Source organism: Paenibacillus sp. GL_099_B, assembly GCF_057835695.1.
In genome coordinates this window covers 5741564-5768548 of record NZ_CM174430.1, presented here as the reverse complement: position 1 = coordinate 5768548, position 26985 = coordinate 5741564, and the positions used below count along the sequence as shown (strand labels likewise).

The following is a 26985-nucleotide window of genomic DNA, read 5'->3' as shown; positions in this document are numbered from 1 at the left end:
AGAAGTAGATGAAAAAGAGTATTGGATATGTGTTGGGGAGTATGTCACTTGGACTGGCTCTCGTATTGGCCGGTTGCGGTGCAAGTACGGACAGTAAAGATACATCCACAGCAATGGAACAAACGGGTTCAACACCAACGACATCAGGTGAGAGTTCAACGTCTGGGGCAACAGATCCTCAGGAAAAGGTGGAGCTAACGATCTCTGCGGCAGCCAGTCTCACAGATGCCATGAAGGAAATTGAAACGAATTTTGAAGCCGCGAATCCCAATGTGGAGCTTAACTTCAACTTTGGTGCATCCGGTGCATTGCAACAACAGATTGAACAAGGCGCGCCAGCAGATGTTTTTGTCTCGGCTGCGACCAAAAATATGAATGCGCTCGTGGATGAGAAGTTGATTGCATCCGGTGATCAGAAGAATTTGCTGCAAAATTCATTGGTAGCCATCATTCCAGCGGATAGTTCAGATACCGTAACAAGCGAGAAGGATCTGACGGCTGATTCTATCAAGACCGTAGCGATTGGTATACCGGAAAGTGTGCCTGCAGGAACCTATGCGAAGGAAGCACTGACCAATGCCAAACTGTGGGATCAGTTGGAAGGTAAGCTTGTACAGGGCAAGGATGTCAGACAGGTTCTGCAGTATGTAGAAACAGGCAATGCGGATGCGGGTTTTGTGTACAAAACGGACGCACTCACTTCTGATCAGGTGAAAATTGCATTTGAAGTAGACAAAAACAGCTATACACCTGCCAATTATCCAGTAGGGATTATTGAAGATACGAAGCACCGGACAGAAGCAGAACAATTCTACACGTATTTGCAAACGCCTGAAGTGCTTGACGTATTTGCCAAGTACGGGTTCTCCATTCCGGAATGAATGTGAGCGCAATAGACTGGGCGGTATTCTGGCCACCGGTTCGTCTTTCCCTTCAGGTTGCGCTGCTGTCCAGTGTGATCGCAGCAGTGTTTGGCATCGCTGTGGCCTGGAAGATGTCGCGTACCTCGTTCCGTGGGAAAATTTTTCTGGAAACGGCATTTATGCTCCCACTGGTGCTTCCGCCGACCGTGGTCGGCTTTATATTGCTCGTGTTACTGGGTCGTAAGAGCCTGCTCGGACGGTGGATTGAAGCCATCTTCTCCGCACCTGTAATTTTCTCCTGGTGGGCTGCCGTGATTGCTTCTGTGGTGGTTGCTTTCCCATTGGTATATCAGACGATGAAATCCGGTTTTAGCGGGATAGATAAGGATCTGGAAGATGCAGGCCGCTCTATAGGAGCGAATGAATGGCAGGTATTTCGTTATATCTCGCTTCCGCTTGCGGGGAGAGCATTGATGACGGCTTTCATCCTGGGTTTCGCTCGTGCACTGGGGGAGTTCGGGGCCACACTCATGATCGCAGGTAATATTCCGGGCAAAACGCAAACTGTACCCACTGCGATCTATGTTGCTGTGGATTCGGGCAATCAGACGATGGCCTGGATGTGGACCGGCTCAATTATCCTCATTTCGTTTATCATGCTGCTCTTAACCAGACAGCCGCGCGACGGGAAGGCATAATTTGGGCCATTTAAAGTGAAAGTGATAAGGATTAGAATTTAAAAACCCGCTCAAGGAATCTTTCCTCGGAGCGGGTTTTCATTTACACAGGCCGCGTATATCGTATATCATGTATGTTTACGTTCATCCAAGCCGCTATTTGTTCAGCCTGTTTGAACAGAAGGCGTCTTATAACGGGAAGGATCGAGCGTTTTGACCATAAATACAATCTCTTCCTGCCGTTCAGGTGTCTGTACCGTTTTGTGATGAAAAGGTTCATATCCCCGCCGTTCATACATGGGAGCAAGCCAGGGATGGCGGGTCGCCGTTGCCAGAAATACGGCAGGGGCATCAAGCTTTTGCAGAATGATATGTTGCTCTACCCAATCCAGTAGTTTGGAGCCATAACCCTGGCTTTTATGGGCCGGACTTACCGCGAACCAGCGGATGAAAGGATAAGGACTGATGGCTTGCCGCTGTACATCTTCGGCTCGATCAAGGGTAACCGTGGCAATGATTTCTCCCCCTTTTTCAAGAATATAGCATTCATGCTGTACAATATTATTCTGTATGACTTCCAGTGTAGCGTGTCCGGCTGGAAAAGGAATGTTCAGGGCCCGTATCGTCTCATAGGCATCCACGGTAACAGCCTGCAATTGTTCGGCATCTTTAAGCGTAGCCAATCGGTATTGTTCGGTCATGGTCGATCAATCCCCTCTATAGAAATTAACTATTCCAACCTGTTAAGTTGGTTTAATATTTTGGAGTTATTTTATCATGAATTTCATAGTTGGAACATAATTCTCGAATCAGATCTGTCTATAAGTCCATCGAAAGCTTCTATATGTAAAAATGACAAAACTTTTTCCAATTTTACTCGTTTCAGGACTCGCCTAAAGCATGCTCTATCCTGTAAAATAGAACTAACTGATTCCAGCCAAGAACTGAAATAAGGAGAGACGACTAATGAATACGAAACCTGATTGCGGTATATCGTTGCAAATCGACGACTATCTGGATCTTTTGCATTTTGCCATCCAAATCGAGGATCAGGAATGGCAGCAGTCCCTTATCCACCAGCTCAAAATATTTCAGCCGGAAGCGGAGCAGCGCACACCTGAAGAAGAATTATGGATGAGATTTGATTATATCAACAGTAAACTGACAGGTCTCTGCCACCAGATTCACGCGGCCCATTCAACGGATGAACGCAAGAAGTTTGAAGAACGAATTGGACTATTGCAACTGCAGCGTATAGAAGTAGCTCGTAAAATTAAATGGGCTAGTCGCAGATAGATGCGTATTTGAATTTAAAGTGATCTGGAATTGAAGAAGCGATCCCCAGCCCAGTTGGAGGATCGCTTCTTTTGGTTTACTTTTGGATCATATAACTGATGAAGCATAGAGAAGTTCTATAACGTTATCAGGATGTCCTATTAACATATATATTGCCTGGGCATGACATACGGTGCTATTCTTTGTTCAACCTAATTCCGACTATACAAGTGTGAATGGTTAGTTAAATCAAAGATGAGGATTAGGAGTACACATCATATTGGCTGAAATGACAGCCTGTGGAGGAGATCGGGAATGGTTAATCAATGGGGGATTCAGAAATTCCGGACAGCATTGCTGTTCATTACTATGTTGGCGGTACTGGCGGGTTGCAGCTCAGGCAATGCATCGAATGAATCGGATACCGCATCTGCGTCCGGTCAAGATAAAGTGAAGAAGATCATTGTGGGTACAGGCACTCAATTTCCGAATGTTTGCTTTATTGATGAGAATGGCAAGCTGACGGGATACGATGTAGAACTGATCCGCGAGATTGATAAACGATTGCCTGAATATGAATTCGAGTTTAGTACGATGGAATTCAAAAATCTGCTTCTCAGTCTTGAAACGAAGAAAATAGACCTGATCGCACACCAGATGGAAGTGAATGAAGAGAGACAGGCCAAATTCCTCTTTAATGACGAGGCATATAACATTTTTCCTAATAAAATCGTTGTGAGCGAGAAAAACCAGGATGTAAAGTCCATCGAAGATCTGAAAGGTAAAAAACTGATTGTTGGCGCTACGAGTAATGCGGCTGTACTGGCTGAGAAATGGAATGCAGCGAATGGTAATGCCGTTGACATTGTGTATTCCGGAGCAGGGGAAGATACGAATACCCAGATCAAAACAGGCCGGGTGGATGCAACCATCAGCACACAGTTTGCCATCGATTATCAGAACAAAGTGGTGGATGCACAGTTAAAGACTGTAGGAGAGGCTCTGTCCAACTCCAAAGTGTATTTCATTCTGAACAAGGATGAGGAAGAGCTCAAAACGAAAATTGATGAAGCGCTCAAATCAATCAAGGAAGATGGAACATTGAGCAAATTGAGCACAGAGTGGCTGGGAGCCGATTACACAGTTGAGGAATAGTTCGTTGAGAAAGGTGAGCGACGGTTATGGGTAAATCATTCGATCTGTCATTGGTTCTGGATTTCGTCCCTGAACTGCTGCGATATTTGCATATTACACTGATTGTACTGGGCGGTTCCATTGTGCTCGGTCTGGTGGGCGGTGTGCTTCTGGCGGTTCCGAGGTTATACCGGATTCCGGTGCTGAGCCAGCTCGCGACCCTGTACGTCTCTTTCATGCGGGGCACACCGATTCTCATCAAGTTGTTTCTGGTCTATTACGGATTACCTGAATTGCTCAAGCCTATAGGGGTTGATCTGTCCAGGACCGATCCACTGGTATTCGTCATTGTGACTTATGCGCTAAGTGATGCAGCGTCCTTTGCTGAAATCTTTCGTGGAGCTGTACGCAGTGTGGACAAAGGGCAGACGGAAGCAGCTTATGCTGCGGGCTTGACCACGTTTCAGTCGTTTCGGCGCATTGTGGTTCCGCAGGCACTCATTGTTGCTTTTCCGAATATGGCGAATACGTTGATTGGCTCGTTAAAGGATACGTCACTTGCTTTTTCGATTGGGGTCATGGACATGGTGGGCAGGGGGCAAACGCTGATCTCGGCTACATCGCATGCACTTGAAGTGTATATCAGTCTGTCGATTGTCTACTATGTTATCGTGCTTGTACTTGAAAAAGGGTTTGCTCTAGCAGAACGCAGACTCCAGCGTCACGAACGTAAGAAAGAAGTCCGTGGGTCAGCGGTAAGAGCTGAACGCCTGAAACGAATAGCGGGGTGAGCGAATGTCTATTGATTTCAACTTTATCTACACATCTTTTTTCCAGATTCTAAAGGCATTACCACTAACACTCGTCATTACGATTGTACCGTTGATCGCAGGCTTTGGCGTTGGTCTAGTCACCGCTTTAATTCGAATCTATAAGGTTGCCTGGATCTACCGGATCGCTGATTTCTATGTCTCGTTTTTTCGGGGGACACCGATGCTGATGCACCTGTTTCTAATCTATTACGGGATTCCCCTGATCATCGACAAGCTTGCTGCCCGGTACGGCTGGGCCTTTCAGTCGTCTTCCATTCCGATTCTGGTGTTTGTGCTATTCGCTTTCTCGTTAACTGCGGGAGCTTATATGTCTGAGATTATCCGTTCCGGCATTCTGGCGGTGGATACCGGGCAGATGGAAGCTGCACATGCCGTGGGCATGAGTACCTCTCAGGCGTTGAGACACATTATTTTACCTCAGGCGATTGGTGCGGTTCTGCCAAATCTGTGCAGCATGTTTGTTGGTTTCTTGCATGGATCAACACTTGCGTTTACCGTGTCACAGATGGATATTCTCGGTAAAGCGGATGTGGTGGCTTCAGTCAGTCTGAAATTTCTGGAGGCTTTCATTGCTGCCGCATTGATCTATTGGGGTCTGACGGTGATTGCCGAACGGATTACAGCTTTGTTGGAACGCAGAGTTGCCGTGTACAGCAAAGGAGGGGTGTCATGATATCACTGACGAATATACACAAATCTTTTGGTCAGCAGGAAGTGTTGAAAGGTATTGATCTGACTGTGGAGCAGGGGGATGTTGTTGCCATTCTTGGACCGAGCGGGTCCGGCAAAACGACATTGCTGCGTTGTGTGAATTTTCTTGAACGTGCCGATGAGGGCAAAGTACAAATTAGCGGATTAACCGTAGACTGCAAGCATGCCCGCAAACATGACATTGTGCAGTTACGGCGAAAAACGGCGATGGTATTCCAGCATTATAACCTCTTCAAACATAAGACGGTGCTGGATAACGTTACTGAAGGATTAATCATCGCCCAGAAAATGTCAAAAGCAGATGCTCGTGAACGAGCCTTGCGTGTCCTTGAACAAGTAGGTCTGTCCGCCAAAATTAATGAGTATCCCAGCATGCTGTCAGGTGGACAACAGCAGCGGGTTGGCATTGCTCGGGCGCTGGCACTGAATCCAGAGGTGATTCTGTTCGATGAACCTACCTCGGCGCTTGATCCTGAACTTGTAGGTGAGGTGCTGTCCGTCATTCGATCGATTGCCCAGGAAGGTATCACAATGATTGTTGTCACCCATGAAATGGGTTTTGCCCGCGAGGTGGCGAATCGAGTTGTATTTATGGATGGGGGTTCCGTAGTGGAAGAAGGAACACCGGAGGAAGTATTTGTGCGACCCAAACAGGAACGTACCCGCCAATTCCTCAGCCGATACTCATCCGATTGGAGTTATGTCATCTGACGATATAGGCGCAAGCTGGAGTAACTGACGATCCCGGCCCGGCATATGCTGTAGCAGGCAAATGCTGATAGGCCGGGTTTTTCTATGGGTGAAGCAGGCCGTAACGGTAAGGAGGAGGACCATGCAGAGCAAAATCGATGAAATACTCACACATATTGCACATTCTCACCAGCAGGTTGCGCGTGTACTGGATGCCAAACGTCAAGTCGCTGTGCGCATGTCTGAAATCATCAATCATTTGCCGGATATCGAACCAGAGCTGGATGGCGTTGACGGTCTGCTGGACAGCTCGGGACAAATCAACAAAAGCATCATCTCCTATTTGGGAGGCCTGGCAGACCTGGAAGAAGCCGTAGCCGAAACGCTGACCCAGGTGATGCGGGAAATGGCGAGTCAAGAGGAAGAATAAGCCCGGAAGGCGGGTGAATGGACATGAGCAGAGAACAAAGTCTCATACTGATGCTGGATGCAGCAGCCAAGATGCAGTGGAATATTGCTCTGATTTTGGAGGCCAAGGCGATTGAAGCCGAGAAGGTAAGGAACTGGGCGCTAAATCATTTGAACGGTGAGGCTTTTCTGACGCATAGTGATCAGGTGGCTGAGCCACTCAAAATGCATGATCAGCTGGTGGAAATACTGGAAGGGTTGACCCGAATGGAAACCGGACTGTGCAACAATCTGAAAGCAGTGATGGTACAGAACGATAGTGAAGAAGGCGGCATGGACGGTGGCATGTTTGGCGGTATGGATATGGGGGATCTCGGAAAATGAGTCTGTTGCGGCGTGAGCAGGAAGCGAAACTGTCCCTCATTGAGTCCATTGCACACAGTCAGCAGGCGCTCGCCCGCATTCTGGACAGTGTGGCCAGCGTGTCTGCCCACTCGGAAGTATCCGCCCGCAGTCTGGCCGAGAACATTCGTTTGCTGAGCCGTTATCAAGAGGAGATGTCCCGGATGGTTACGGGGATTCAACTGGCCCGAGTCCAGCATGGGGAGCCTGGTGTGCCATGGCTCAAAGACCCTGGATATGCGATACGCATGGTCCGGAACATACAGGAGGAATGTTGACATGTTAAAGAAGAAAAAAATACGTCTGAGAACCAAAAGAGCGCTGCTTGCTCGTGGGGCCCGTCTGCGTAAAATTCGTAAACTGCGTGCGGTCAAAGGCAAACGTGTACTGCACAAACGTACCCTCAAAGGACGCAGTGCGTGGCTCAAAAAAAAGAAACGTGCGGCAGGGCGGCATCGGAGTCTGAAGCCCGCACAACCATTCGTCCCGGCTACCCCTACCGATCCGAACCCGGACAGCGCCTACAGCCAGGGGTACAACGAGGCGTACAACGAGGGATTCAACGCGGGTTTCGCCAAGGGATTCGAGGACGGACATCAGCTGGCTTACAAAGCGCAATAACAGAATAGGTGTACGTTTTCTGATGACTATAGATGCATGTCCAGTGTTTGACGATTGCCCGGGGGGACAGATCCCTCCGGGTTATTTGTATCGCCGCAAAAGCGGACATGCCCGTGCAGGCGGATGTGGAGGGCAGACGCCAATTTTGCGCCTTGCAGGACACCCGTCCATGATGCATCTGACCCCGGGGCATATCCTTTAGAGGGAACACCAATCACGGGGAGAATCTGGAAGTGGGATCTCCTGAAGGAAGACAGGGTGAAGGATGTGGCAAAACGACGACACCGACCGCCTACAGAAGCGGAGACGGCTTACCGTGGCGGATATGCAGAAGGCCGCAGATTTGGCGGCTGTCAGGCCATGATGGAACGAGTGCAGATGTTTGAGCCGACCGTGCGGAATATGAAAGTGCTGTACATTCCTCAAGGATTCGATGCCATCGATGAAGGCGTCATTGGAGCCTTGCAGCAATCTGTTCGTGAATGTGTTGTCGGATCGCCGGCAAACATGCTGCAGGAAGCCAGCCAGCACAGACCCGATCTGGTGCTGGTCATGAATGGATTACACGTATTTCCCCCCGATCATCTGGAACAGGTGAATGGCATAAGGGCACTGGGAATTCGAACAGCAGTATGGTTTGTAGATGATCCGTATTTTACCGAAGATACGACAACCATCTGTCAGCATTATGATGTCGTGTTCACGCATGAAGAAGCGGCTGTGCCATTCTATACGGCACATGGAGCGGGTCGGGTGATCTATATGCCACTGGCAGTGAACCCGGGAATGTTTCAACCAAGGCGTACGGCACCGCAGCATCAGTACGACATTTGTTTTATCGGCACCGGGTTCTGGAACCGAATTGCGCTGTTCGACGAACTGGCTCCTTTTCTGGCGGACAAAAAGGTATTCATTGCCGGCAGCCAGTGGAACCGGCTGAAACGCTCCGACATCCTGGGTCGCTTCATCCATGAAGGCTGGATTGATCCCGGAACGACAGTGGATTATTACAACGGTGCCAAAATTGTCATTAACATTCACCGGACTTGCGAGAATGGGGAAGACAACCGCAATACGCATCATCTCCAAGGTCATTCCATTAATCCGCGGACGTATGAGATCAGTGCCTGCGGCACGATGCAGATAACGGATGCACGCAATGATCTGCCACGCTACTACCGGCCTGGGTATGACATCGAGACCTTTACAACGGCGGCAGAACTTCAGCACAAAATCAAATATTATCTGCACCATGAAGAGGAACGGCGAGCCCTAGCTTGGCGTGGGCTGCTTACCACACTTAACCAGCATACGTTCACCCGTCGTATTGCTCAGCTGCTGGAGCACGTGTAAATCTCTTTCTGCAAGACAGCAGAGTTAGAGAACCCTATCCCAAAAATAAAAGGAGTGGCGGTATGTCTCTCAAACACCGTAAAACGAGAAAGTTTCATGCACCTGTGCTCAGTCTGGCTGACCAAGCACGCAAAAACGGGCAACATGCCGGATATGATGCGGGCAAGGAAGAAGGATATTTGCGCGGCCGTGCCAACTATATCGTCAATTGTGCACAGGAGCCATTGCCTTTCCGGCAGCTTCACGTGCTGTATGTATCTTCGGGTAAGGGATTCCCATATTCCCCACTGGACGAAGCCATCATGGCAACATTGCAGGGCATGGTTGCACAGGTAACCCTTTCCGATCCGCGTCAACCTGTTTCTGAAATTGCGCTGCAAACCCGCCCTGACCTGGTGCTTGTGCTGGATGGCATGGATATTCCGCTGGAACATCTCGATGCGATTCGCCAAGCAGGCATTCAGACGGCAATTTGGCTCACGGATGATCCGTACTATACGGATATGACGCTTGAGACAGTTCAGCATTTCGACCATGTGTTCACATTGGAACTGAACTGTGTCGAGTTGTATCGACAAAACGGCTGTCCTTCTGTTCACTACCTGCCCTTTGCTGCATTCACTAATCACTACTTCCCAATTACGACGCCATCTTCACTCCACCGGGAAGTCAGCTTTATCGGTTCGGCCTACTGGAACCGGGTATATTTCTTCAATCCAATCATGTCACAGCTGATGTCACACAATACCGTATTTAACGGCATCTGGTGGGATCGCCTGCCTGATTATGCTGCTTACGGTGAGAAGATCGAACTGGGTCGCTGGATGAGTCCCCAGGAAACGAACGATGTCTATAACGGTACCAAAATAGTCATCAACCTTCACCGCTCCCACGAAGACGATTCCGTTAACAACAACCATGTTAAAATTCCACCAGCCTCTCCGAATCCGAGAACATTTGAAATTGCGGCTTCCACGACCCTTCAATTGACCGATGCGCGGGATGATCTGGCACGTTTCTATAAACCGGGTGTGGAGATCGAGACCTACTCTTCCCCTCAGGAACTACTCGATAAGGTTGAATACTATCTCTCGCATGAGAAAGAACGCCGTGAGATTGCACTTCGCGGGCTGGAACGGACATTGAAGGATCACACGTATGGCAAAAGAATCAACGAACTGCTGAGTATTATATTTCCTTAATCCTGTCCGGAAGGAGGTGTGCACAGCACCCTGCATATTCGTATTCAGGGTCCGTGCAGCCATGGCGACTAAACCTAAACTCATGTTATTTTCCCATGTGTGCAACACCCGCAGCATTACGGGAGCGGAGAAGCTGTTGCTTCATTTTATGAGAGAGATGGGTTCCATCTTCGATTGTGTACTCGTGGTTCCTCAGGAAGGAAAGCTTGCCGGACTTGCACGGAGATTCGATATTCAGGTCAAAGTATGCTTCTTGCCGATGCTTCACGGTGTGTACACACCTTACCGAGGGATTGCAACCGATGCAGAACAGCTTCGCCATAAACCAGATTATCAGGACGTGGTCTCCCTTATCCGGGAGACTGCACCTGATCTGGTGCTAACGAATACCTGCGTAAATGTGATGCCTGCCGTAGCAGCGAAGTCTTTGCAGATTCCGGTGATCTGGAAGATTACCGAAATTATTCAGTTGAATGAACATACAAACGAGGCTGTACAGATGATTGGGCGTTACTCGGATTGGATCATAGGCATATCCGAAAGTGCGGTAGCTCCATTCAAACAAGCCGGCATGAGTGCCAAATTGACCGTGATCTCCCCAACCTGGGACCCGGCCTTACCGGACCCGGAGCGATGGCTTCACTTGAGGGAACGCAAACGCAAAGAGCTTGGTTTCAAGCCATCGCAGATCTGCATCGGTTACATCTCTTCCTTCATATATGATGCCAAAGGTCTGAAACCTTTTGTGGATATGGCTCTGCAATTGTGTGAAACCCATTCGCGCTGCCGTTTCTGGATCATTGGCACATCAGCGGACAAAAAGTACTATGACGAATGTGTATCACGGGTGAAAAAATCCGGTTATTATCGGAGATTCACCTTTACTCCGTTTGAAGAGAACGTATCGCTGGCCTATACGGCCATGGATATGGTGGTCATTCCGAGCATGGTCAAAGAAGGATTCGGCATGACCGCGCTGGAGGGGCTTTATTTCGCCAAACCGGTTATTGCTTTTGCTCAGGGCGGACTCAAGGAATTGCTGGAATCGGTAGGCAGTGGTGCATTTTTGGCCCCGGCCGGGGATTCCCAGGCGCTTGCCACCCTGGCAACAACTCTGCTGAATGATCCTGAACTGGCCTCCGACACCGGTTGGCGTAATCGAACAGAAGCGGAAAAGCTGTACGGTATTGAAACCTACAGGGCAAATCTGCATACGATGGTGACACAGTGGTTGATGCGTTTTCCCGGATGGTTTCCGTACATTCAGCCTCCGAATGGTCCAGTGTACGCATGGGGTGAGGGCCGCTTGCGAACCGTGCTGATTCTGGAACCGGCTTCGGTTCGGGCACGATTGTTCCCATTGACGATGATTCAGGCGTTGCCACTCTCGCCCTTGCCTCCTCTTGCCATAGGTCAGCCTGTTTATGAAGAAACAGAACCTCGCTCAAGCCACAGAACGGGACGAAGTCGTTACCCGCATTCAACCCCACGCAGCAGGGTTCGTGACCGAATGAAACGAGGAACGGGAACAGGCGGGAGGAAACTGAAGGCAAGTAAAAAGAAGAAACAACGTGTGCGCGTGGTGCAACCGACTGTCCGCAAACGTGCGCCTGTCAAAGCCAAACGAAGCCGGGTTCGCCGGAGATTATCCAATAGACGATGAAGGCAGGGATTACGATGAAGATCATGACGGTGCTGGGTACGCGACCTGAAATTATACGGCTCAGCCTGATCATTTCCAAGCTGGACCAGTACGCGTCCAAACATATTCTGGTACACACGGGACAGAACTTCACGGAAAGTCTCAGCGGTCTTTTCTTCAAGGAAATGGGCTTGCGGGCGCCGGACCACGTCCTTCAGGATGAAGCGGCCTCGTTGGGTCGACAGTTATCCTCGATGTTTACGCAAATGGAAGATTTATTAAACCAGGAGAAACCGGATAAAGTGCTGCTGCTCGGTGATACGAACAGTGCATTATGTGCTGTTCTGGCTGAACGGATGGGCATACCCGTCATTCATATGGAAGCAGGCAATCGATGCTTTGACCTGGATGTGCCCGAAGAGAAAAATCGCAGGGTTATCGACGCCATTTCTACCATTAATATGCCATATACCGAACAGAGCAAGAAACATCTGGTTAGTGAAGGGGTTCCCAGTAGCCGAATTGTGCTGACAGGAAATCCGATCTATGAGGTGATGCGTCACTACGACACACAGGTGAGTTCCAGCAAAATACTGAAAAAATTGAAGCTGAAGTCCGGGCAGTATTTTCTGGTTACGGCCCATCGGGCGGAGAATGTCGACCATCCCCCTCATTTGCTGGAGATCATGAAAGGCTTGAATCAGGTTGCTGAGGAACATGCCATGCGAGTCATATGCAGCATCCACCCTCGAACGGCTATTCGCATTGCCGAGCATCTGCAACTGGAGATGAATCCGCTGGTGGAATTTCACGAGCCATTCGGATTTTTCGACTTCGTCATGTTGGAACGACATGCACGCTGTGCACTCACGGATAGCGGTACCGTTCAGGAGGAGTGCTGCATCATGGGGGTGCCTACAGTGACCATGCGTCGTACGACGGAACGGCCAGAGACGGTGGATTGCGGCAGTAATGTGGTCTCGGGTCTGGATGCGGAGCGTATTGCGGGCTGTGTAAAAGTGATGACCGAAATGCCAAACGACTGGGAATGCCCGCAGGGTTACAAAGCAACAGATGTATCCAGTAAAGTGGTTAAATTTCTGCTTGGAGGGAAAATGCATGTTTGAAAATAAGCGTATACTCGTGACTGGCGGTACGGGATCATGGGGTTATGAACTTGTGGCTCAACTGCTGCCCCAGCAGCCCAAGGAGATTATCGTATACTCCCGGAATGAGTCCAGCCAAGTGGCGATGAGCCGTGAATTCGAAGACCCGCGTCTTCATTTTCGCATTGGTGATATTCGAGACAAGGAAGCGTTGACGGTTGCCTGTCAGCATGTGGATTATGTATTTCATCTCGCAGCGCTTAAGCATGTTCCGGTGTGTGAAGATCAACCCTACGAAGCACTCAAAACCAATGTGATCGGCACACAGAATGTCATCGAGGCTGCGATTGAAAATAATGTAGAAAAAGTCATTTACATCTCGACCGACAAGGCTGCTAATCCATCCAATTTCTACGGCATGACAAAGGCGATCGGTGAGAAGTTGATCGTATATGCCAATCTGCTTCACAGCAATACGCGGTTTGTCACTGTGCGTGGTGGGAATGTACTTGGAACAAATGGCAGTGTCGTGCATTTGTTCAAGAATCAGATTCGATCCAAAGGTCAAGTATCCATTACCGACATGAACATGACGCGGTTCTTTCTGACTTTGAAAGATGCGATTACCTTGCTGTTCAAAGCATCGGTGGAAAGCGTGGGTGGCGAGATTTTTGTCATGACCATGCCTACCTGCAAAATTGTGGATCTCGCTGAAGTGTTGATTGAAGATTCAGGTGTGGAGAATGTGTCCATTGTGGAGCGTGGCACCCGGCCTGGCGAGAAGATTCATGAAATTCTGATGAGTGAATTCGAGAGTATGACCACCGTTGTATATGATGAGCAATACTTGGTGATTTTGCCTACACTCGGCATTCCGGGGCTGAAGGAGCATTATACCAATTGTCCCCCTGTTTCCTTCAGCAGTTTTAGTTCGGAACATCAGCTGATGACCAAACAGGAGATTCGTGACATTCTGCAACGCGGAGGGTTCCTGTCATGAAGTTGCTGATACTTGGGGGGAACGGAATGGCCGGCCATATTTTGGTCGACTATTTCCGCCGTCAAGGCGTCCACAGTGTCTTCTATACTACCCGGGATGTGTCTGATCCTAACGGTCTGTTGCTGGATGTAAACGACAGCTTTATGGTTGACCGTCTGGTAGAGGCGGTGCACCCGGATGTCATCGTTAACGCTGTAGGTGTCTTGAACAGCTTTGCAGATGAAGACAGAATTACCGCTTATCACATTAACGGATTTCTGCCGCATCGTTTGCGGCGGGTCGCCGACACGATCGGTGCACGCTTGATTCACATCAGTACGGATTGTGTGTTTAGTGGGAATCGGGGGGGCTACCGGGAGGACGATGTTACCGATGGAACATCTTCTTATGCGATCACGAAAGCACTGGGTGAAGTCCTGGATGCTGGACATCTGACGATCCGCACGTCCATTATTGGACCTGAAATTCGGAAGGGCGGTATCGGTCTGATGCACTGGTTCATGTCTTGTACAGGCGAAGTTGGCGGGTATACGCGTGTCTTCTGGAATGGGGTGACCACTCTTGAACTGGCCAAATGGGTAGATCATTATCTGTCGTCCCCCGTTAGCGGCCTCATTCATCTGGCTCATCCGGTACCTGTCAGCAAGCATGATCTGCTTATCCTGTTCCAACAGACATGGGATAAGCAAGATGTTGTTGTCGTACCGGATGATAGCGTAGTGCAGGATCGTACGCTGGTGTCCACACGTGAGGACGTGAAGACAGACCTTCCGGATTATTCTACAATGCTGAAGGAGCTGGCATTATGGATGGAGCAGAGCTGACAGGCAAAAAGGTGCTGATCACAGGTGCGTCCGGTTTTACCGGACGGCATGCGGTCGCTTATTTCCGGGCAGCTGGTGCGGTGGTTGCAGCAGTGGTCAGGCGAGTCGGTGTGCATTCGTTTGGCAGTGGCGTAGCTGTACATGTCTGTGATCTTAACGATAAACAGCAAGTCCGTCATCTGATTGACGAGGTGCAACCGGACTATGTGCTGCATCTCGCAGGCAAAAATTCGGTGCCGGATTCATGGTCTGATCCGCTGCTTGTACTGGAGACCAATGTGATGGCTGTCCTGTATCTGCTGGATGCTCTCCGGAGCTGTCCAGCGGCACGGACCGTTATTGTAGGTTCCCGGTTAAAATATACCCCTGAACCCGGCCGGCTTCCGCAGCCTCCCCACCCGTACAGTCTCAGCAAAGCACTGGAGGAGATGGTCTCGCTGTCGTGGATGTCCCTCTTTGGACAGCAGATTATGCTGGCAGAGCCGGGTAATCTGATCGGGGCAGGTCCTTCAACAGGAATATGTTCGCTGCTGGCACGTCATGTTGTCGCCTGTGAACAGGAAGGCAAGACGGAGGCTTTCCGTCTATCCGGCCGGGATAATACCCGTGATTTTCTGGATGTCCGGGATGCAGTCCGGGCATATGCAACCTTGCTTGTTCAGGGCACGACAGGTACTGTTTATCCTGTTGTATCGGGCAATGAGCGAAGTCTGGGCGAGATAGCGGATACGCTGCTGACCATGACCGAAGCCGAAGTTCCCGTACGCTGGGACGGAGCTTCTTCCGGTCCGGACGGGGCTGGAGAACAGGAGGAATTGTCGCTACTGCGAAAGATGGGCTGGCAGCCACTGATTCCTTTTGCCCAATCTCTTCAGGACATTCTGAGCGATGTTCGTACCCAGCAGGGGAGGTCGACTACATGAATCCGAGAGTGTCCATTGTCATTCCGTTTTACAACTGTCCCTATGTACCTCAAGCGATCCAGAGTGCACTGAACCAGACATATACCGATGTGGAGATCATTATCGTCAACGATGGCTCTACCCGACATGAAGAGCTGCTTAAGCCTTATCTTCCCTACATTTATGTTCTTGGCAAAAGCAACGGAGGTACAGCTTCGGCTCTGAATCACGGCATCCGTCATGCCTCTGGGGACTATATCGCCTGGCTGAGTTCAGATGACCTCTTATATCCTGATAAGATTCGTCATCAGGTTGAATTTATGCAACGGGAGAATGTGCTCATCTCACATACCAACTTTAATTACATTAATGAGCACTCTGCAGTGACCAAGCTGAACGGGGGAGCAGAACCGATGGCCGAACCGGATTGGCTGCGCCTCTTCGTAAACGGTAATCCGGTGAATGGCTGTACCGTGATGGTCCGCAGGGATCTGTTTAGTGCGGTGGGCCTGTTCGATGAACTGTTGCCTTATACGCATGATCTGGATCTATGGATGCGTATTCTGCTGAACGGACATCGTTTTCCATATCTGAACGAATCGCTTACGGCATATCGACGGCACGGGGGAATGGGGACGGTACGCTACGCGGATGCCATCGGCCGGGAGGCCTCCATGGTATGGTCCAGATATCGGGAGCCATTGTTGCAGCGGATTGCTGCCATGGGGGGATAACGAACTTTGGTGGGGGTTATGGAGGCCGCAAGTTGGCCGAATAACGCCCTCTTTATTTATAAGCATTTCGATCTATATCTTACTGATTGAAAGCCGCTCTTTGGATTTATGCAAAATGCTCATTTAGTCGTGCGTAATTTATGCGTCGTTATGCAACAGATGCCTGATACCTAACGGATCTACCCTCATATAATAGAGAGAATGGTGATTATTCACGCGGAGAAAGGGGAGGACCGAATGGAGCCGAAAGTATCAATTGTCATTCCTTTTTATAATTGTGCGTACATCGAGCAGGCTGTTCACAGCGCCATTCACCAGACATATCCGCATATTGAGGTCATTGTGGTGGATGACGGCTCTACGAAGCATGTAAAGCGGCTGAAACCATTCATGGATCGCATTCGCTATATTCGAAAAGAGAATGGTGGAACGGCAACAGCGTTAAACGAGGGAATCAAACAGGCAACAGGTGATTACTTTGTCTGGCTCAGCTCCGATGATGTGATGTTGCTGGACCGGGTAGAGAAACAACTGAAGTTCATGCTTGACGTTAAGGCTTCGTTCTGTCACGGGGCCTATCATTATGTAGATGCGAACAGCGAATGGATGGACACCGTGAGACCAGAAGTAGGGAGTCGTCTGGAGATGCTTCAGGTGCTGACCGAAGGTTGTCCAATCAACGGTTGCACCGTGATGCTTGAGATGGATGCATTTCGAAAGTTCGGCATGTTTGACACCGATTTTCGCTACACGCATGACTATGAGATGTGGCTGAGACTGTTTCCGCTCTATGAGCTGTTCTATTACAATGAGCCTCTGATGTGTTATCGGGTTCATGAATCGATGGGAACCAAGAAACACTTCGAGGCATTGAAAGCCGAGATGGAACTTGTTCAAGCGAAGCATCGGCCCGTATTACTCAATCTACTGCAGGTTGGCGGTTACTGGAAGTAGAGGCTAAAAGACGTGGAAGCACGAATACTAGATAGTGAACCGCAAGAAAAAGAGGGTATTCGGTTGCCGTTAAGTAAATGCGGCATCAACGAATATCCTCTTATTTGATCCTGTTTGTAAAGTTATTTAACTCTAATTTTTCTCAGAAGTGAGAATGTGCATGGTTGCCGGATCAGGGAAAACGTAACCTTTGGGCAGCTTCCTCATTAATTCGTTCATTACAGCGTAATCCACCTCGATATGCGTCGTCGACACAGGGGTGGAGAACCAACGATTATACAAATCACTGGGTACGAGCAATGTCATATCCTCTGACCTCCCAACTGAATGGCTTCCTGGTAGACATGCAGCGTGCGCAATCCCATCTCCTCCAGTGATCGATATTGTTCAGCCCATGTTTTGGCTGCTGCTCCTACCTTTGCAAGGGTGGCATCATCCTGCAGAAGGGCATTTAACAGTGAGCTAAGGGCTTCGACATCCTGCGGTGGCACGACCCAACCGGTATGTTCAGGCTGCACCATCTCAGGCATACCTGCCGTACCGCTCACAATGACAGGCAATCCAGCGAGTTGAGCCTCTGTGACCGAGAAAGGCTGCGTATCCTGCAAGCTAGGCTGTACATAAATGTCAGCATGGCGTAGGAATGAAGGGATATTGTCCAGTTTACCCCAGAAAACGATGTCAGCACCTACTCCAAGATCATTGGCTAGGGAGCGTAAATCCTCCATCAGATTACCTTCTCCAGCAATCCAGCAGATCCAATCCGAGCGGATCTTCTTCAGGCCGGAGAGCGCTTTGATCAGAATATGCACCCCTTTGATGTGCTCCAGTCTGCCCGTAAAGGCGATCACTTTTTTGCCCGCTGGCTTGCGTTGACGGAACTTGACCCTTGCTTGGGCACGGTAGGCTGGAATATCCACGGCATAAGGAATAATTCGAAATTTGGACTCGGGAACACGGAGGTCCGTAAGTGTGCTCTTAATCCAATGGCTGGAGACCAGAATAAGCTCGGATTGTTCAGCGCTTCGCTCTTCCAATGACAGGAAGTAACGTCCGCGTTTGGATTGCAAATATTCGGGAAGGGTGAGCTGCGCGTTAGAGTTTTGAGCATCGTAAAAGGCTTCGCGCGCGAGCGCTCCGTGATAACTCGTTACCATGGGTGTGTTGCGGTTCAATATGCGTCTCATCGCGACGGCTGCTACCGGGTCTTGCGCATGGATGACATCATAATGATCAACGCCGAGATAGGCGGCTCCCATTTCAAAGGCGTACCTGTTCAATTCATAATAAGCCACGAGAGCATCGGCAGTAAATTGAGGCAAATCTGTCGGATTAAGTTTGGCTTGAAGCATGGGCCATACCTTATCTTTGGAGAAGGAGCGATTGAGATTGCGAATGTACACTTCATTTTTGGCTCCGTTGGTGCCCATAATATCCACCTCTACGCCAAGAGCCATCAGCCTGTCAGCCAGCTGTTTCACATATGTCCATATTCCACCCATCTGTGTAAGCTCCCAATAGGTCACGAGCAGAACTCTCATAGGTACCTCCTTGTCACGGCCTGCACAGGCCGATCTTCTATCCTGTTAGTCTATGAAAAAAGGCAGACGAAAGGGTGGGCATTTCCGTGGAATTGATTAAAATGGGTGATTGCAAATAGCAATGGACGAGAGAAGGCATACCATATCTAGAGAAAGGTTTAACTCTGCTCTACAGGAGGGATATACCGTGGCCGCATATGTGTTGGAGATTCACGAAAACTTGCTGCAAACCGTTGTTCCGGTGAGATATATGGACATTGAATTGTCATTTGTGGGGAATGACGATGTGGATATCTTTGTCGGAGGAATCAGTCATACCCGTGGGGAGCTGTATCGCTATCTTTGTCGGATTGGGGCGGATACGGGAAATCACATTATTCATAATCTCGCGGTCTCATCCGATCCGTGCGAACTGCGTATCATTAGCAACAGTTCTACACCAAGTCATCTGGTTATTCGCATGTACTGCAGAAGTGACCAAGGCCAGACCCTGGGTATACTTTCGGAGCATCAGATGATCAAGTTGGCAGATTAGCAAAGTTCACTTCAATGAGGAACGATTAACCAAATGGGTGGAGCAGGAGAAGACCTGGTCCATTTTTTGGCATACATACTTGATCCGTTATCTAATAAAAAAATAGCTTGACAGCAAAGGTATTTTCATTAGAATTAACCTATGCTTAAACAAGAGTTTAAAACGACGGTTTAAAACAAAAGTTTGAAACGTCGTGAATATAAGGCCGATGGAGAGGCGCATACAAAGATAATGCCTCCAGGCCGGAAAAGAGAGTGGAGAGAGTGAAACAACAAACAGCAGTGCCCCAGGACCCGGCGGAATTCTCGATTAAAACGATTATTCTGCCGCTACTGGCTATTATCGTCGGGATGATTATGGTCATCTTGGACAGCACGGTGGTTAACGTGGCGATTCCGAATCTGGTTCAATATTTTGAGACCGATCTGAAGACCATTCAATGGACGGTGACAGGATACACGTTGGCTTTGTCAGCCGTCATTCCGCTGGCGGGATGGTTGACCGACCGATTCGGTGCCAAAAGAGTATTTCTGTTCACGATTGCGATGTTTACTCTGGGTTCAGTATTATGTTCGATCGCGCAATCTCCTGAACAATTGATTATTTACCGTATCATCCAGGGACTCGGCGGAGGCATGGTTGCGCCGATTGGTATGGCGATGGTGTTCCGTCTGGCTCCTTCTGAAAGAAGAGGCTCTATCATGGGTATGCTCGGGATTCCCATGCTGTTGGCCCCTGCGCTGGGTCCGGTATTATCGGGCTGGTTCATTGAATCATTCAGCTGGCACTGGATCTTCCTGATCAATCTGCCGATTGGTATTGCTGCGTTTATTCTATGTATCAAATTCCTGCCAGATACGGATCGTGGACGCACGCCTGCGCTTGATCTGCTCGGTATGATTCTGGCACCAATCGCATTCTCGATGCTCGCATACGGTGTAAGTGAAGGCGGAACAAGCTGGACGTCTGCAACAACACTGACAGGTGTGATTGTCGGAGGCGTGGCGCTGATCCTGTTCGTTATCGTGGAGCTTCGTCACAAAAATCCGCTGTTGGAGCTTCGGGTGTTCAAATCATCTGATTTCACACGGGGTATTATTCTGGCATGGGTATCACAAGTTGCTTTGTTCGGGGCGATGATTTTGATCCCACTTTATCTGCAACAAATCAAAGGCTACACTGCACTGGAAACAGGACTTATTCTGCTCCCGCAGGCGCTTGCTTCGGGTGTGGGTATGCCACTTGGTGGACGTTTATTTGATAAAATTGGTGCAAGACCACTGGCTTTCGTGGGTCTGGGTATCATCTCGGGTGCACTGTTTATTCTGTCTTCGATTACGGCGGAAACGGGTCTTGGTCTGATCATTCTTAGCCTTGTCATGATGGGATTGGGTATGGGTTTCTCCATGATGCCACTCAATACGCATGTACTGAATGCTGCTCCACGTAAGCTGGTAGGTCGGGTTACCCCGCTTACTGCTGCTGCACAACAAGTAGTTGTGTCCTTTGCAGTTGCTGGCTTGACCGGATTCCTGACCTCCCATATTGCAAGCAATACAGCCGGAGCTACTGATGCTACAGGTGTGGTGAATGGATTAGTGGCTGGTTTTAACGACACCTTCTTCCTGGCAGCGTGCATTGCCCTGTTTGGATGCCTGCTCAGTCTAATCCTGCGAAAACCAAAACGGATGGAGGAAGAATCCCTTCAAAAAGGGGATCAACCTGATCCTGCAATGATGATGGGACACTAATTCTTATAAGCCGATCTCAAGAAATTAATTTAGGGCAGTTCAGAGCATCTTTCTGAACTGCCTTTTTGTTTTGTTTAAAAGAAAATACTCAAGGCTGTCATCATTTCCCGAAATGAAGTGGCGTATCGATCAGGTGAGAAGGAGACGGCCATGTGCTGTCTGCCTTGAATGCGTATATATTCCCGCAGCTTTTTGTTGCGCATAAGGTCTACCGCTTCAGAAACAGCTTTATTCACGTTGCCAATCGGATAGAATTTTCCCGTTCGGTTATGTGTAATAAAGGACCTTACACCATCCGAATCGGTACTGAGTACCGGGCAGCCGCAGCTGATGGCTTCAGCAACGGCGTATCCAAAGCCTTCAAGTAGGGATGTGGACAGCATAATTCCCCCGGAAGCTGCAACCATGGAGTAGAATGTAGGCATCTGGGAATGGGGGACGTTGATAAAGATGCCAATCCGATCTTCAAGCCCGTACTCGGTAAGCATGTGTCGGAACATGACCTCGTCCTCCGGATTAGCCAAGGTCGGATCGTGGAACAACCATAGTCTGGCTTTCGGAATTTTTTTAATGATTTTGCTGGATATCGTCAAATATTCCCGCCAGTTTTTGTTGTGTTCGAGCCTTCCCACCCATGCAAGTACCGGATAGGGAGGGGTGTCCACCGAAATAGGGGCAAAGGTGTTGGTATCCAGCATATTGGGAATGACAAACCGATGAAGCCATGGGCACATTTGGATGAACATCTCCAGTAAATGATCCGTTGGAGGGATGACCGCAGCGTTACAGTGGGCTTGCAGATTAGGTACTCCCATCTGAATGGTTTCCAGAGCCTGTTCACGCGTCCCAAGTCCCTGTGCTTCATAGATAATGCGTCCTTCATACCCGAGGGCTCTTAATCTGCCCGGCATGGCAATATCGGAGGTAACAATAATGGCATCATAACGATGATGATGAATCAAACTGTGAATTTCCTCATCACTGGAAGCGGTGAAGACCGGCGTGCTGGTATTGTTCTGCATTCCCGAGCCAGGGTACAGATACAATAGATGCGCTTCGATGCCATGGCGTTGCAGAACGGCTGTACGCAATCGGTTTAAAGTATCTACACCGCCACTTGGAACAAAAAACGTGAATAGTACTTTCACACGGTTCACCCTCTGACTTTTGTGCAGGTGCTCATGCTCCTGTACTGTAAGGTACGTTGCCCCAGAGTGCAGGGTGTGGGTGAATGAAGTGTTGTTCACATTTTAGACATATATTTTTAAGCTCTCTTTTAAGTGACTTTAAGCTGTATTTAGGATACAACACGTAAGATACAAGGAACTTCCCGTGTTGACCATCTGAAGAAAGCGATGATGGCACACGGGTATTTTAACGGGAAAGGATGAATGTTGTGCTCGAAGTGAAACAGGTAAGCAAAGTATTTGATGGACGGCGCGGCGTGCATCAACTGGATTTCACAATGGAGCGCGGTGAGATTGTTGGATTTTTGGGACCGAATGGTGCCGGGAAAACCACAACGATGCGAATGATTACGGGCTATTTGCATCCCACGGCAGGCTCCATTGCAGTGGATGGCATATCGGTGCACGATCAGGGCAGGAGTGTCCGTTCCAAGATCGGTTATCTGCCGGAGACACCGCCGCTTTATCCGGATATGACGGTACAGTCGTACCTGAAATTCGTCGCTAATCTGAGGGATGTCCCGACACGTGAAGTGAAACTGCGGATTAGTGAGATGGTGAGCAGGCTGGGTCTTCAAGGTCGCGAAAAGCAACTGGTTCGCGGACTGTCCAAAGGGTACAAGCAGCGTCTGGGTCTGGCTGGAGCCATTATTCACAAACCGGATCTGCTCGTGCTGGATGAGCCGACTTCAGGTCTTGATCCGAATCAGATTATTGAGATACGGGATCTGATCCGTGAACTGGGTGAAAATCATACAGTGCTGCTCAGTACACATATTTTGCCGGAAGTGAGCGCGCTTTGTAATCGCATGTTGATTATTAATCAGGGACAGCTCGTATTGGACGGTTCACCGCAACATTTTGGCTCAGCGATGGGCGACCAGTTCAAGGTGTCTATTGAAGTGAAGGCAACAGAGCAGCAATTACATAATGTGCTGACACCATGGGAGAAGGTACGGAGCGAAGTCATTCAAGCAGCAGATGGGCAGGCATCCACTGGTTCTACTGATACGGTCAAAATGCTGCTTACCGGTGAATCTTCCGAAGATTTCCGGGAGGAACTGTTCTATCTTTTGTCTGGTGCAGGCTTGCCGATCTTGGAGATGAAGAAAGAAAATCTCAGTCTGGAACAGATTTTCCTGAAGCTTACCACAACCGAAACGGAATCTGAAACGGAAATGGCAACGAAGGAACCTGAAGCTGATAAAGCGAAACTCGCCAATCAGACGGCAGATGCAGAGGTCAATTCGGACACCGCTTCAGATCAGAAGCAATCGACTAAGTCCGAGAGCGCTCCATCTGATTCCCACACAGGGGAGGATACCAAATGAGACGAATGATGGCGGTTTGCAATAAAGAACTGCAGGCATATTTCCTGTCACCGACGTCGTATTTCGCTTTTGCCGTATATGTACTGATGACAAGTTTGCTGTTCTACTCCAGCTTTGTCTACTATCAGCCAAGTATTGTGGATTATCGCCTAGTGCTGGGAGACACGTTATCCATGCTGCTGTTTGTGGTGCCGTTGCTGACAATGCGACTGGTGGCAGAGGAATTCCGGCAGGGAACAGACGAACTGTTGTTGACTTCACCTGCACGGGTAACCGAGATCATTTTCGGTAAATATTTGGCGTCACTCGCCATTCTTGTTGTACTTATTCTGTGCAGTCTCGTTTATCCGTTAATTATGTCCTTCTTTGGTGAACTGGATCTGACATCCGTATGGTTGTCTGCACTGGGTCTCTTTTTCCTGGGCGGAAGCATGATGGCGATTGGACTGTTTGCTTCCACGTTATCTCAGCACCAGATGGTGTCTGCGGTAGCCGGTTTTATTATTTTGCTCGTATTATGGATGCTTGATTCATTTGCAGGCAATTCCGGATCTGCGTTACAGCAATGGCTGGACCCATTTGCGCTTACGAACCGGTTTGACAGCTTCACGAAGGGTGTACTTAGTGGCCCAGATATATTGTATTACGTGACGCTCTCAGGTGTGTTTCTGCTATTAAGCATTCAAATTGTGGAACGGAAGCGGTGGAGGTGAGAAGATGAAAAAATGGTTGAGTCATACCAACAGTACCGTGCTGTCTGTAGCGGTCATTGGCATCTTTATTTTGCTGACCCTGTTTCTGAATTCGCTAGGCGGCTTCCAACTGGATCTGACCTCGAATAAACAATATACCTTGTCAGACCAGTCTCTTACCGCGATCAAAAACGTAAAAGAAGACGTCAACATTCTGGTGTTAACCGTCGAAAATGCGAATAATACGGTCTTGAACCGCGAAGTTTCGGATATGGTTCAGGAATATACGAAACGAAACAACAAACTGACGATGAAGCAATACAATCTGACACAGGAGCCTACGCTGGCCTCCAAATATGGCATCACAGGCAGTTCCATTGTATTGGAACAGGGCGATCAACATAAAGTTATTGATATCGCCAGTCTATTCACGGCTGTCGGGGATGGTAGCGATGGATCGTACCAGTTCACAGGTGAGGAGAAGTTGACACAAGCCCTAATGAACCTATCTTCCACGGAGATGCACAAGATGGTCTTCCTGACAGGACATGAGGAGCTTGGTCTGGATCAACTGACTACGCTGCGCTCTTCTCTGGAACAGAATAATATCACGACAGAAGAACTTCAGCTGAATCAAGCTGGTCAGGTTCCAGAAGATGCGGATGTGCTCGCGATTATTGGACCACAGCGGGATATTAGTGATACTGAACTGAAGGCTATTCGGACTTATCTGAGTAACGGAGGGAAATTGCTGTTATCCCTCGGTTTTCACGAAGACATGAGGTTGACTTGGAAAAATATCGATGCACTCATGACGGATTATGGCGTGGTTGATGAGCATGCAGTCATGGTGGATAACCAGCAAGCTAGCACAATGGGCCCACTGTGGGTCGTGCCAGAGTATGGCTCACATGGCATCACGGATAAACTATCAGAAAGTAAACTGTACCCGATGTTATCCCTGTCCATTGCCTTGACGAGCATAGAGCAGGATAAATACACGTTGTCCCCGCTCATTCATTCATCGGATGACAGTTATGGCGAGACGAACATTGCAGGTTTATTGCAAAACGAAACAACCAACGATCCAGATCAGGATGTACAAGGTCCTGTTGAGCTTGGATATGCGGCGGATACAACAGAAGGCAAACCGAAGGCTGTAATTCTGGGTTCATCCATTTTCATGCAGGACTCGGAAATAGTGAACGGTGGGAACCGAGATTTTATTCTGAATACCGTCAATTATTTAAGTGAAAAAGAAGATGGAGTAACGATCCGGCCACGGGTGCAATCCGGTTATCAAACGGCGTACCTGGACGGTGAGCAAGCCAGAACCATTTTCTTCGTGGCGATTGTCGCATTCCCGCTCATTTTTGTTATGATAGGTGTACTCTTATGGTGGAGGCGCAGACACGTATGAAAAAATGGGTCCCAACGATTCTAGTCTTATTGGTCTTGATTATCGGATGGGTCTATGCGGCCAGTCAGAATTATTTTCGTGAAGAGGAAGCGGAGAAGGTCAAGTTACTTGGTATTAAGTCTGCCGATATACAGTCCATCACGATTCATGATAACAATAAAGACACATCAGGTGCTTCAAAACCCTCATCTTCACAATTGGAACTAAAGAATGGCGTATGGAGCATGGTGGAACCCAAGGCTTATCCTCTAAATGGTTATACGGTTAGCAGCTGGCTTGATGCCTTAAGTGATGCGGATCAGAAACTGGTTGTGGAGGAAGACCCGAAGGATCTCGCCAAGTATGGATTGGGTTCAGATGCAACGTTGCTGGACATCCAACTGAAGGATAACCGTGAGATCAAACTGAGCATCGGTGCTCAGCTGCCAGCAGATGACGCTCGTTATGTGCGGGTAGACTCCGGACCTGTCGTAGCTGTACAGACGGAATCCATCAGTAATATAGAAAAATCACGGCAGGATCTGCTGGATACGACTCCGTTTAATCTGGATGAAACCAATGTCACTACGCTGGAATGGGAAGGCGAAGCAGCCACCTGGATGCTCAAATCTTCCTCAGAGGAAGGTGCGGCAGAGCAGACGTGGACGCTGAATGGCGAAGCGATTGAAGCTACAGATTCCGTCTCGCTGATTGGCAAAATTAAAAACCTGTCCACAGCTGAGGATGTGCGCAAAGCTTCTGAACTGAAAGGAACCGTGCCACGCTTTACTTTATCTGTTGAGCAGACGGTTAATGGAGAAGCTGTTACGGATGTGTACCGGGGACTTACTATTCCATCGGAACCGGATCAGATCTGGGTAGTCACACCGGACGGTCAATGGGCCTATCCGATGGATGCAGTTAGTCTGAAGGAAGCAGAGCAATTTCCGAATTCGATCAAAAAATCAGAATCAGATGCAACATCTTCTTCAAGTGGAGATGATGCTGATGCGAATTCCTCATCCTCATCCAAGTAAGTGAAGGGCTTCTTCAACATAATAATGAAGGTTCACACTTGAACAAGAAATACGCGGTTATACAGAGCGGTGCTGCACTTTGTGCAAGCATCGCTTTTTTATTTTTTTATGTGGAAGAGAACCCATTGAGCCCAGATAAAGGAGACTAATGTTCCAGATCCTTTCAGCATATCGCTCCGTA

31 protein-coding genes are annotated in these 26985 nt (G+C 48.9%); 27 read left to right on the top strand and 4 right to left on the bottom strand.

The window, feature by feature from the left end:
- The first annotated feature begins 8 nt into the window (after window positions 1–8).
- Together modA and modB are read left to right on the top strand one after the other, a co-directional pair.
- Window positions 9–881 (top strand): molybdate ABC transporter substrate-binding protein, encoded by an 873-nt coding sequence (modA, locus tag AC3ITG_RS26200; protein ID WP_489251806.1) that lies wholly within the window; start codon window positions 9–11, stop codon window positions 879–881.
- A complete protein-coding gene (modB, locus tag AC3ITG_RS26195; RefSeq protein WP_489251805.1) occupies window positions 878–1561 on the top strand; it encodes a molybdate ABC transporter permease subunit in 684 nt (227 codons plus the stop codon). The genes modA and modB overlap by 4 nt, the downstream gene beginning before the upstream one ends.
- A gap of 143 nt (window positions 1562–1704) precedes the next feature.
- Here the strand turns inward: modB and AC3ITG_RS26190 are convergent, their stop codons facing one another.
- Entirely contained in the window at window positions 1705–2241 is a 537-nt protein-coding gene (locus AC3ITG_RS26190) for a GNAT family N-acetyltransferase (RefSeq protein ID WP_489251804.1), read from the bottom strand.
- 265 nt (window positions 2242–2506) lie between these two features.
- Here AC3ITG_RS26190 and AC3ITG_RS26185 point away from each other — a divergent pair, with 265 nt between their 5' ends.
- The 19 genes from AC3ITG_RS26185 (at window position 2507) to AC3ITG_RS26095 (ending at window position 17331) form a co-directional block, all read left to right on the top strand.
- Entirely contained in the window at window positions 2507–2836 is a 330-nt protein-coding gene (locus AC3ITG_RS26185) for a hypothetical protein (protein WP_063566659.1), read from the top strand.
- A gap of 294 nt (window positions 2837–3130) precedes the next feature.
- The gene (locus tag AC3ITG_RS26180) at window positions 3131–3970 is read left to right on the top strand and encodes a transporter substrate-binding domain-containing protein (protein WP_413373369.1); all 840 of its coding nucleotides are present in this window, start codon (window positions 3131–3133) and stop codon (window positions 3968–3970) included.
- 26 nt (window positions 3971–3996) lie between these two features.
- A complete protein-coding gene (locus tag AC3ITG_RS26175) occupies window positions 3997–4740 on the top strand; it encodes an amino acid ABC transporter permease (protein WP_489251803.1) in 744 nt (247 codons plus the stop codon).
- Between the two features lie 4 nt (window positions 4741–4744).
- Window positions 4745–5455, top strand: a complete 711-nt coding sequence (locus tag AC3ITG_RS26170) for an amino acid ABC transporter permease (RefSeq protein WP_489251802.1) — start codon at window positions 4745–4747, stop codon at window positions 5453–5455.
- Window positions 5452–6204, top strand: a complete 753-nt coding sequence (locus AC3ITG_RS26165; protein WP_064635771.1) for an amino acid ABC transporter ATP-binding protein — start codon at window positions 5452–5454, stop codon at window positions 6202–6204. The genes AC3ITG_RS26170 and AC3ITG_RS26165 overlap by 4 nt, the downstream gene beginning before the upstream one ends.
- Before the next feature lie 121 nt (window positions 6205–6325).
- Entirely contained in the window at window positions 6326–6613 is a 288-nt protein-coding gene (locus tag AC3ITG_RS26160; RefSeq protein ID WP_090904446.1) for a nucleoside-diphosphate sugar epimerase, read from the top strand.
- Window positions 6614–6636: 23 nt separating this feature from the next.
- Window positions 6637–6975 carry an alpha-helical endospore appendage domain-containing protein gene (locus AC3ITG_RS26155; RefSeq protein WP_489251801.1) on the top strand — a complete coding sequence of 113 codons (339 nt, stop codon included), beginning with the start codon at window positions 6637–6639 and terminating at the stop codon, window positions 6973–6975.
- The gene (locus AC3ITG_RS26150) at window positions 6972–7271 is read left to right on the top strand and encodes a hypothetical protein (protein ID WP_489251800.1); all 300 of its coding nucleotides are present in this window, start codon (window positions 6972–6974) and stop codon (window positions 7269–7271) included. Before AC3ITG_RS26155 ends, AC3ITG_RS26150 begins: the two co-directional genes overlap by 4 nt.
- A 1-nt stretch (window position 7272) precedes the next feature.
- Window positions 7273–7614 carry a hypothetical protein gene (locus AC3ITG_RS26145; RefSeq protein WP_413373365.1) on the top strand — a complete coding sequence of 114 codons (342 nt, stop codon included), beginning with the start codon at window positions 7273–7275 and terminating at the stop codon, window positions 7612–7614.
- Between the two features lie 22 nt (window positions 7615–7636).
- Entirely contained in the window at window positions 7637–7816 is a 180-nt protein-coding gene (locus tag AC3ITG_RS26140; RefSeq protein WP_489251799.1) for a hypothetical protein, read from the top strand.
- 56 nt (window positions 7817–7872) lie between these two features.
- Window positions 7873–8967, top strand: a complete 1095-nt coding sequence (locus AC3ITG_RS26135; RefSeq protein WP_489251798.1) for a CgeB family protein — start codon at window positions 7873–7875, stop codon at window positions 8965–8967.
- Window positions 8968–9029: 62 nt separating this feature from the next.
- Window positions 9030–10169, top strand: a complete 1140-nt coding sequence (locus AC3ITG_RS26130) for a CgeB family protein (RefSeq protein ID WP_236703595.1) — start codon at window positions 9030–9032, stop codon at window positions 10167–10169.
- Window positions 10170–10230: 61 nt separating this feature from the next.
- On the top strand, window positions 10231–11832 hold the full coding sequence (locus AC3ITG_RS26125) for a glycosyltransferase family 4 protein (protein ID WP_489251797.1): 1602 nt from the start codon (window positions 10231–10233) through the stop codon (window positions 11830–11832).
- Window positions 11833–11846: 14 nt separating this feature from the next.
- Window positions 11847–12938: a non-hydrolyzing UDP-N-acetylglucosamine 2-epimerase gene (gene wecB / locus AC3ITG_RS26120; RefSeq protein WP_489251796.1), complete on the top strand. Its 1092-nt coding sequence runs from the start codon at window positions 11847–11849 to the stop codon at window positions 12936–12938.
- A complete protein-coding gene (locus AC3ITG_RS26115; protein WP_413373357.1) occupies window positions 12931–13917 on the top strand; it encodes a polysaccharide biosynthesis protein in 987 nt (328 codons plus the stop codon). Before wecB ends, AC3ITG_RS26115 begins: the two co-directional genes overlap by 8 nt.
- A complete protein-coding gene (locus tag AC3ITG_RS26110) occupies window positions 13914–14741 on the top strand; it encodes a dTDP-4-dehydrorhamnose reductase family protein (protein ID WP_413373355.1) in 828 nt (275 codons plus the stop codon). The genes AC3ITG_RS26115 and AC3ITG_RS26110 overlap by 4 nt, the downstream gene beginning before the upstream one ends.
- Window positions 14723–15664, top strand: coding sequence for an NAD-dependent epimerase/dehydratase family protein (locus AC3ITG_RS26105; RefSeq protein ID WP_413373353.1), 942 nt, complete (start codon window positions 14723–14725; stop codon window positions 15662–15664). Before AC3ITG_RS26110 ends, AC3ITG_RS26105 begins: the two co-directional genes overlap by 19 nt.
- On the top strand, window positions 15661–16377 hold the full coding sequence (locus AC3ITG_RS26100; RefSeq protein WP_413373352.1) for a glycosyltransferase: 717 nt from the start codon (window positions 15661–15663) through the stop codon (window positions 16375–16377). Before AC3ITG_RS26105 ends, AC3ITG_RS26100 begins: the two co-directional genes overlap by 4 nt.
- A 237-nt stretch (window positions 16378–16614) precedes the next feature.
- On the top strand, window positions 16615–17331 hold the full coding sequence (locus tag AC3ITG_RS26095) for a glycosyltransferase (protein ID WP_413373351.1): 717 nt from the start codon (window positions 16615–16617) through the stop codon (window positions 17329–17331).
- A gap of 132 nt (window positions 17332–17463) precedes the next feature.
- On the opposite strand, the gene AC3ITG_RS26090 is transcribed toward AC3ITG_RS26095, so the two are convergent.
- Both AC3ITG_RS26090 and AC3ITG_RS26085 read right to left on the bottom strand, forming a co-directional pair.
- Entirely contained in the window at window positions 17464–17637 is a 174-nt protein-coding gene (locus AC3ITG_RS26090; RefSeq protein WP_170867946.1) for a hypothetical protein, read from the bottom strand.
- Window positions 17634–18872, bottom strand: a complete 1239-nt coding sequence (locus AC3ITG_RS26085; RefSeq protein WP_489251795.1) for a glycosyltransferase family 4 protein — start codon at window positions 18870–18872, stop codon at window positions 17634–17636. Before AC3ITG_RS26085 ends, AC3ITG_RS26090 begins: the two co-directional genes overlap by 4 nt.
- A 187-nt stretch (window positions 18873–19059) precedes the next feature.
- Here AC3ITG_RS26085 and AC3ITG_RS26080 point away from each other — a divergent pair, with 187 nt between their 5' ends.
- Both AC3ITG_RS26080 and AC3ITG_RS26075 read left to right on the top strand, forming a co-directional pair.
- The gene (locus AC3ITG_RS26080; RefSeq protein WP_413373348.1) at window positions 19060–19407 is read left to right on the top strand and encodes a hypothetical protein; all 348 of its coding nucleotides are present in this window, start codon (window positions 19060–19062) and stop codon (window positions 19405–19407) included.
- 263 nt (window positions 19408–19670) lie between these two features.
- Window positions 19671–21158 (top strand): DHA2 family efflux MFS transporter permease subunit, encoded by a 1488-nt coding sequence (locus tag AC3ITG_RS26075; RefSeq protein WP_489251794.1) that lies wholly within the window; start codon window positions 19671–19673, stop codon window positions 21156–21158.
- A gap of 74 nt (window positions 21159–21232) precedes the next feature.
- Here AC3ITG_RS26075 and AC3ITG_RS26070 read toward each other — a convergent pair whose 3' ends face one another.
- A complete protein-coding gene (locus tag AC3ITG_RS26070; protein ID WP_489251793.1) occupies window positions 21233–22306 on the bottom strand; it encodes a glycosyltransferase family 4 protein in 1074 nt (357 codons plus the stop codon).
- A 239-nt stretch (window positions 22307–22545) separates the two neighbouring features.
- On the opposite strand from AC3ITG_RS26070, the gene AC3ITG_RS26065 reads away from it, so the two are divergent.
- From AC3ITG_RS26065 to AC3ITG_RS26050, 4 genes are read left to right on the top strand one after another with little or no spacing between them, the layout of a single operon-like run.
- Window positions 22546–23676: an ABC transporter ATP-binding protein gene (locus tag AC3ITG_RS26065; protein ID WP_489251792.1), complete on the top strand. Its 1131-nt coding sequence runs from the start codon at window positions 22546–22548 to the stop codon at window positions 23674–23676.
- On the top strand, window positions 23673–24389 hold the full coding sequence (locus AC3ITG_RS26060; protein WP_489251791.1) for an ABC transporter permease subunit: 717 nt from the start codon (window positions 23673–23675) through the stop codon (window positions 24387–24389). Before AC3ITG_RS26065 ends, AC3ITG_RS26060 begins: the two co-directional genes overlap by 4 nt.
- Before the next feature lie 4 nt (window positions 24390–24393).
- Window positions 24394–25788 (top strand): GldG family protein, encoded by a 1395-nt coding sequence (locus AC3ITG_RS26055; protein ID WP_489251790.1) that lies wholly within the window; start codon window positions 24394–24396, stop codon window positions 25786–25788.
- The gene (locus AC3ITG_RS26050; RefSeq protein ID WP_489251789.1) at window positions 25785–26804 is read left to right on the top strand and encodes a DUF4340 domain-containing protein; all 1020 of its coding nucleotides are present in this window, start codon (window positions 25785–25787) and stop codon (window positions 26802–26804) included. Before AC3ITG_RS26055 ends, AC3ITG_RS26050 begins: the two co-directional genes overlap by 4 nt.
- Window positions 26805–26985 lie beyond the last annotated feature (181 nt).

Bases quoted from the DNA above. Each gene is read 5' to 3' on its own strand.
- modA (WP_489251806.1), top strand. From the start codon at position 9: ATGAAAAAGAGTATTGGATATGTGTTGGGGAGTATGTCACTTGGACTG.
- modB (WP_489251805.1), top strand. From the start codon at position 878: ATGAATGTGAGCGCAATAGACTGGGCGGTATTCTGGCCACCGGTTCGT.
- AC3ITG_RS26190 (WP_489251804.1), bottom strand. From the start codon at position 2,241: ATGACCGAACAATACCGATTGGCTACGCTTAAAGATGCCGAACAATTG.
- AC3ITG_RS26185 (WP_063566659.1), top strand. From the start codon at position 2,507: ATGAATACGAAACCTGATTGCGGTATATCGTTGCAAATCGACGACTAT.
- AC3ITG_RS26180 (WP_413373369.1), top strand. From the start codon at position 3,131: ATGGTTAATCAATGGGGGATTCAGAAATTCCGGACAGCATTGCTGTTC.
- AC3ITG_RS26175 (WP_489251803.1), top strand. From the start codon at position 3,997: ATGGGTAAATCATTCGATCTGTCATTGGTTCTGGATTTCGTCCCTGAA.
- AC3ITG_RS26170 (WP_489251802.1), top strand. From the start codon at position 4,745: ATGTCTATTGATTTCAACTTTATCTACACATCTTTTTTCCAGATTCTA.
- AC3ITG_RS26165 (WP_064635771.1), top strand. From the start codon at position 5,452: ATGATATCACTGACGAATATACACAAATCTTTTGGTCAGCAGGAAGTG.
- AC3ITG_RS26160 (WP_090904446.1), top strand. From the start codon at position 6,326: ATGCAGAGCAAAATCGATGAAATACTCACACATATTGCACATTCTCAC.
- AC3ITG_RS26155 (WP_489251801.1), top strand. From the start codon at position 6,637: ATGAGCAGAGAACAAAGTCTCATACTGATGCTGGATGCAGCAGCCAAG.
- AC3ITG_RS26150 (WP_489251800.1), top strand. From the start codon at position 6,972: ATGAGTCTGTTGCGGCGTGAGCAGGAAGCGAAACTGTCCCTCATTGAG.
- AC3ITG_RS26145 (WP_413373365.1), top strand. From the start codon at position 7,273: ATGTTAAAGAAGAAAAAAATACGTCTGAGAACCAAAAGAGCGCTGCTT.
- AC3ITG_RS26140 (WP_489251799.1), top strand. From the start codon at position 7,637: ATGACTATAGATGCATGTCCAGTGTTTGACGATTGCCCGGGGGGACAG.
- AC3ITG_RS26130 (WP_236703595.1), top strand. From the start codon at position 9,030: ATGTCTCTCAAACACCGTAAAACGAGAAAGTTTCATGCACCTGTGCTC.
- AC3ITG_RS26125 (WP_489251797.1), top strand. From the start codon at position 10,231: ATGGCGACTAAACCTAAACTCATGTTATTTTCCCATGTGTGCAACACC.
- wecB (WP_489251796.1), top strand. From the start codon at position 11,847: ATGAAGATCATGACGGTGCTGGGTACGCGACCTGAAATTATACGGCTC.
- AC3ITG_RS26115 (WP_413373357.1), top strand. From the start codon at position 12,931: ATGTTTGAAAATAAGCGTATACTCGTGACTGGCGGTACGGGATCATGG.
- AC3ITG_RS26110 (WP_413373355.1), top strand. From the start codon at position 13,914: ATGAAGTTGCTGATACTTGGGGGGAACGGAATGGCCGGCCATATTTTG.
- AC3ITG_RS26105 (WP_413373353.1), top strand. From the start codon at position 14,723: ATGGATGGAGCAGAGCTGACAGGCAAAAAGGTGCTGATCACAGGTGCG.
- AC3ITG_RS26100 (WP_413373352.1), top strand. From the start codon at position 15,661: ATGAATCCGAGAGTGTCCATTGTCATTCCGTTTTACAACTGTCCCTAT.
- AC3ITG_RS26095 (WP_413373351.1), top strand. From the start codon at position 16,615: ATGGAGCCGAAAGTATCAATTGTCATTCCTTTTTATAATTGTGCGTAC.
- AC3ITG_RS26090 (WP_170867946.1), bottom strand. From the start codon at position 17,637: ATGACATTGCTCGTACCCAGTGATTTGTATAATCGTTGGTTCTCCACC.
- AC3ITG_RS26085 (WP_489251795.1), bottom strand. From the start codon at position 18,872: ATGAGAGTTCTGCTCGTGACCTATTGGGAGCTTACACAGATGGGTGGA.
- AC3ITG_RS26065 (WP_489251792.1), top strand. From the start codon at position 22,546: ATGAATGTTGTGCTCGAAGTGAAACAGGTAAGCAAAGTATTTGATGGA.
- AC3ITG_RS26060 (WP_489251791.1), top strand. From the start codon at position 23,673: ATGAGACGAATGATGGCGGTTTGCAATAAAGAACTGCAGGCATATTTC.
- AC3ITG_RS26055 (WP_489251790.1), top strand. From the start codon at position 24,394: ATGAAAAAATGGTTGAGTCATACCAACAGTACCGTGCTGTCTGTAGCG.
- AC3ITG_RS26050 (WP_489251789.1), top strand. From the start codon at position 25,785: ATGAAAAAATGGGTCCCAACGATTCTAGTCTTATTGGTCTTGATTATC.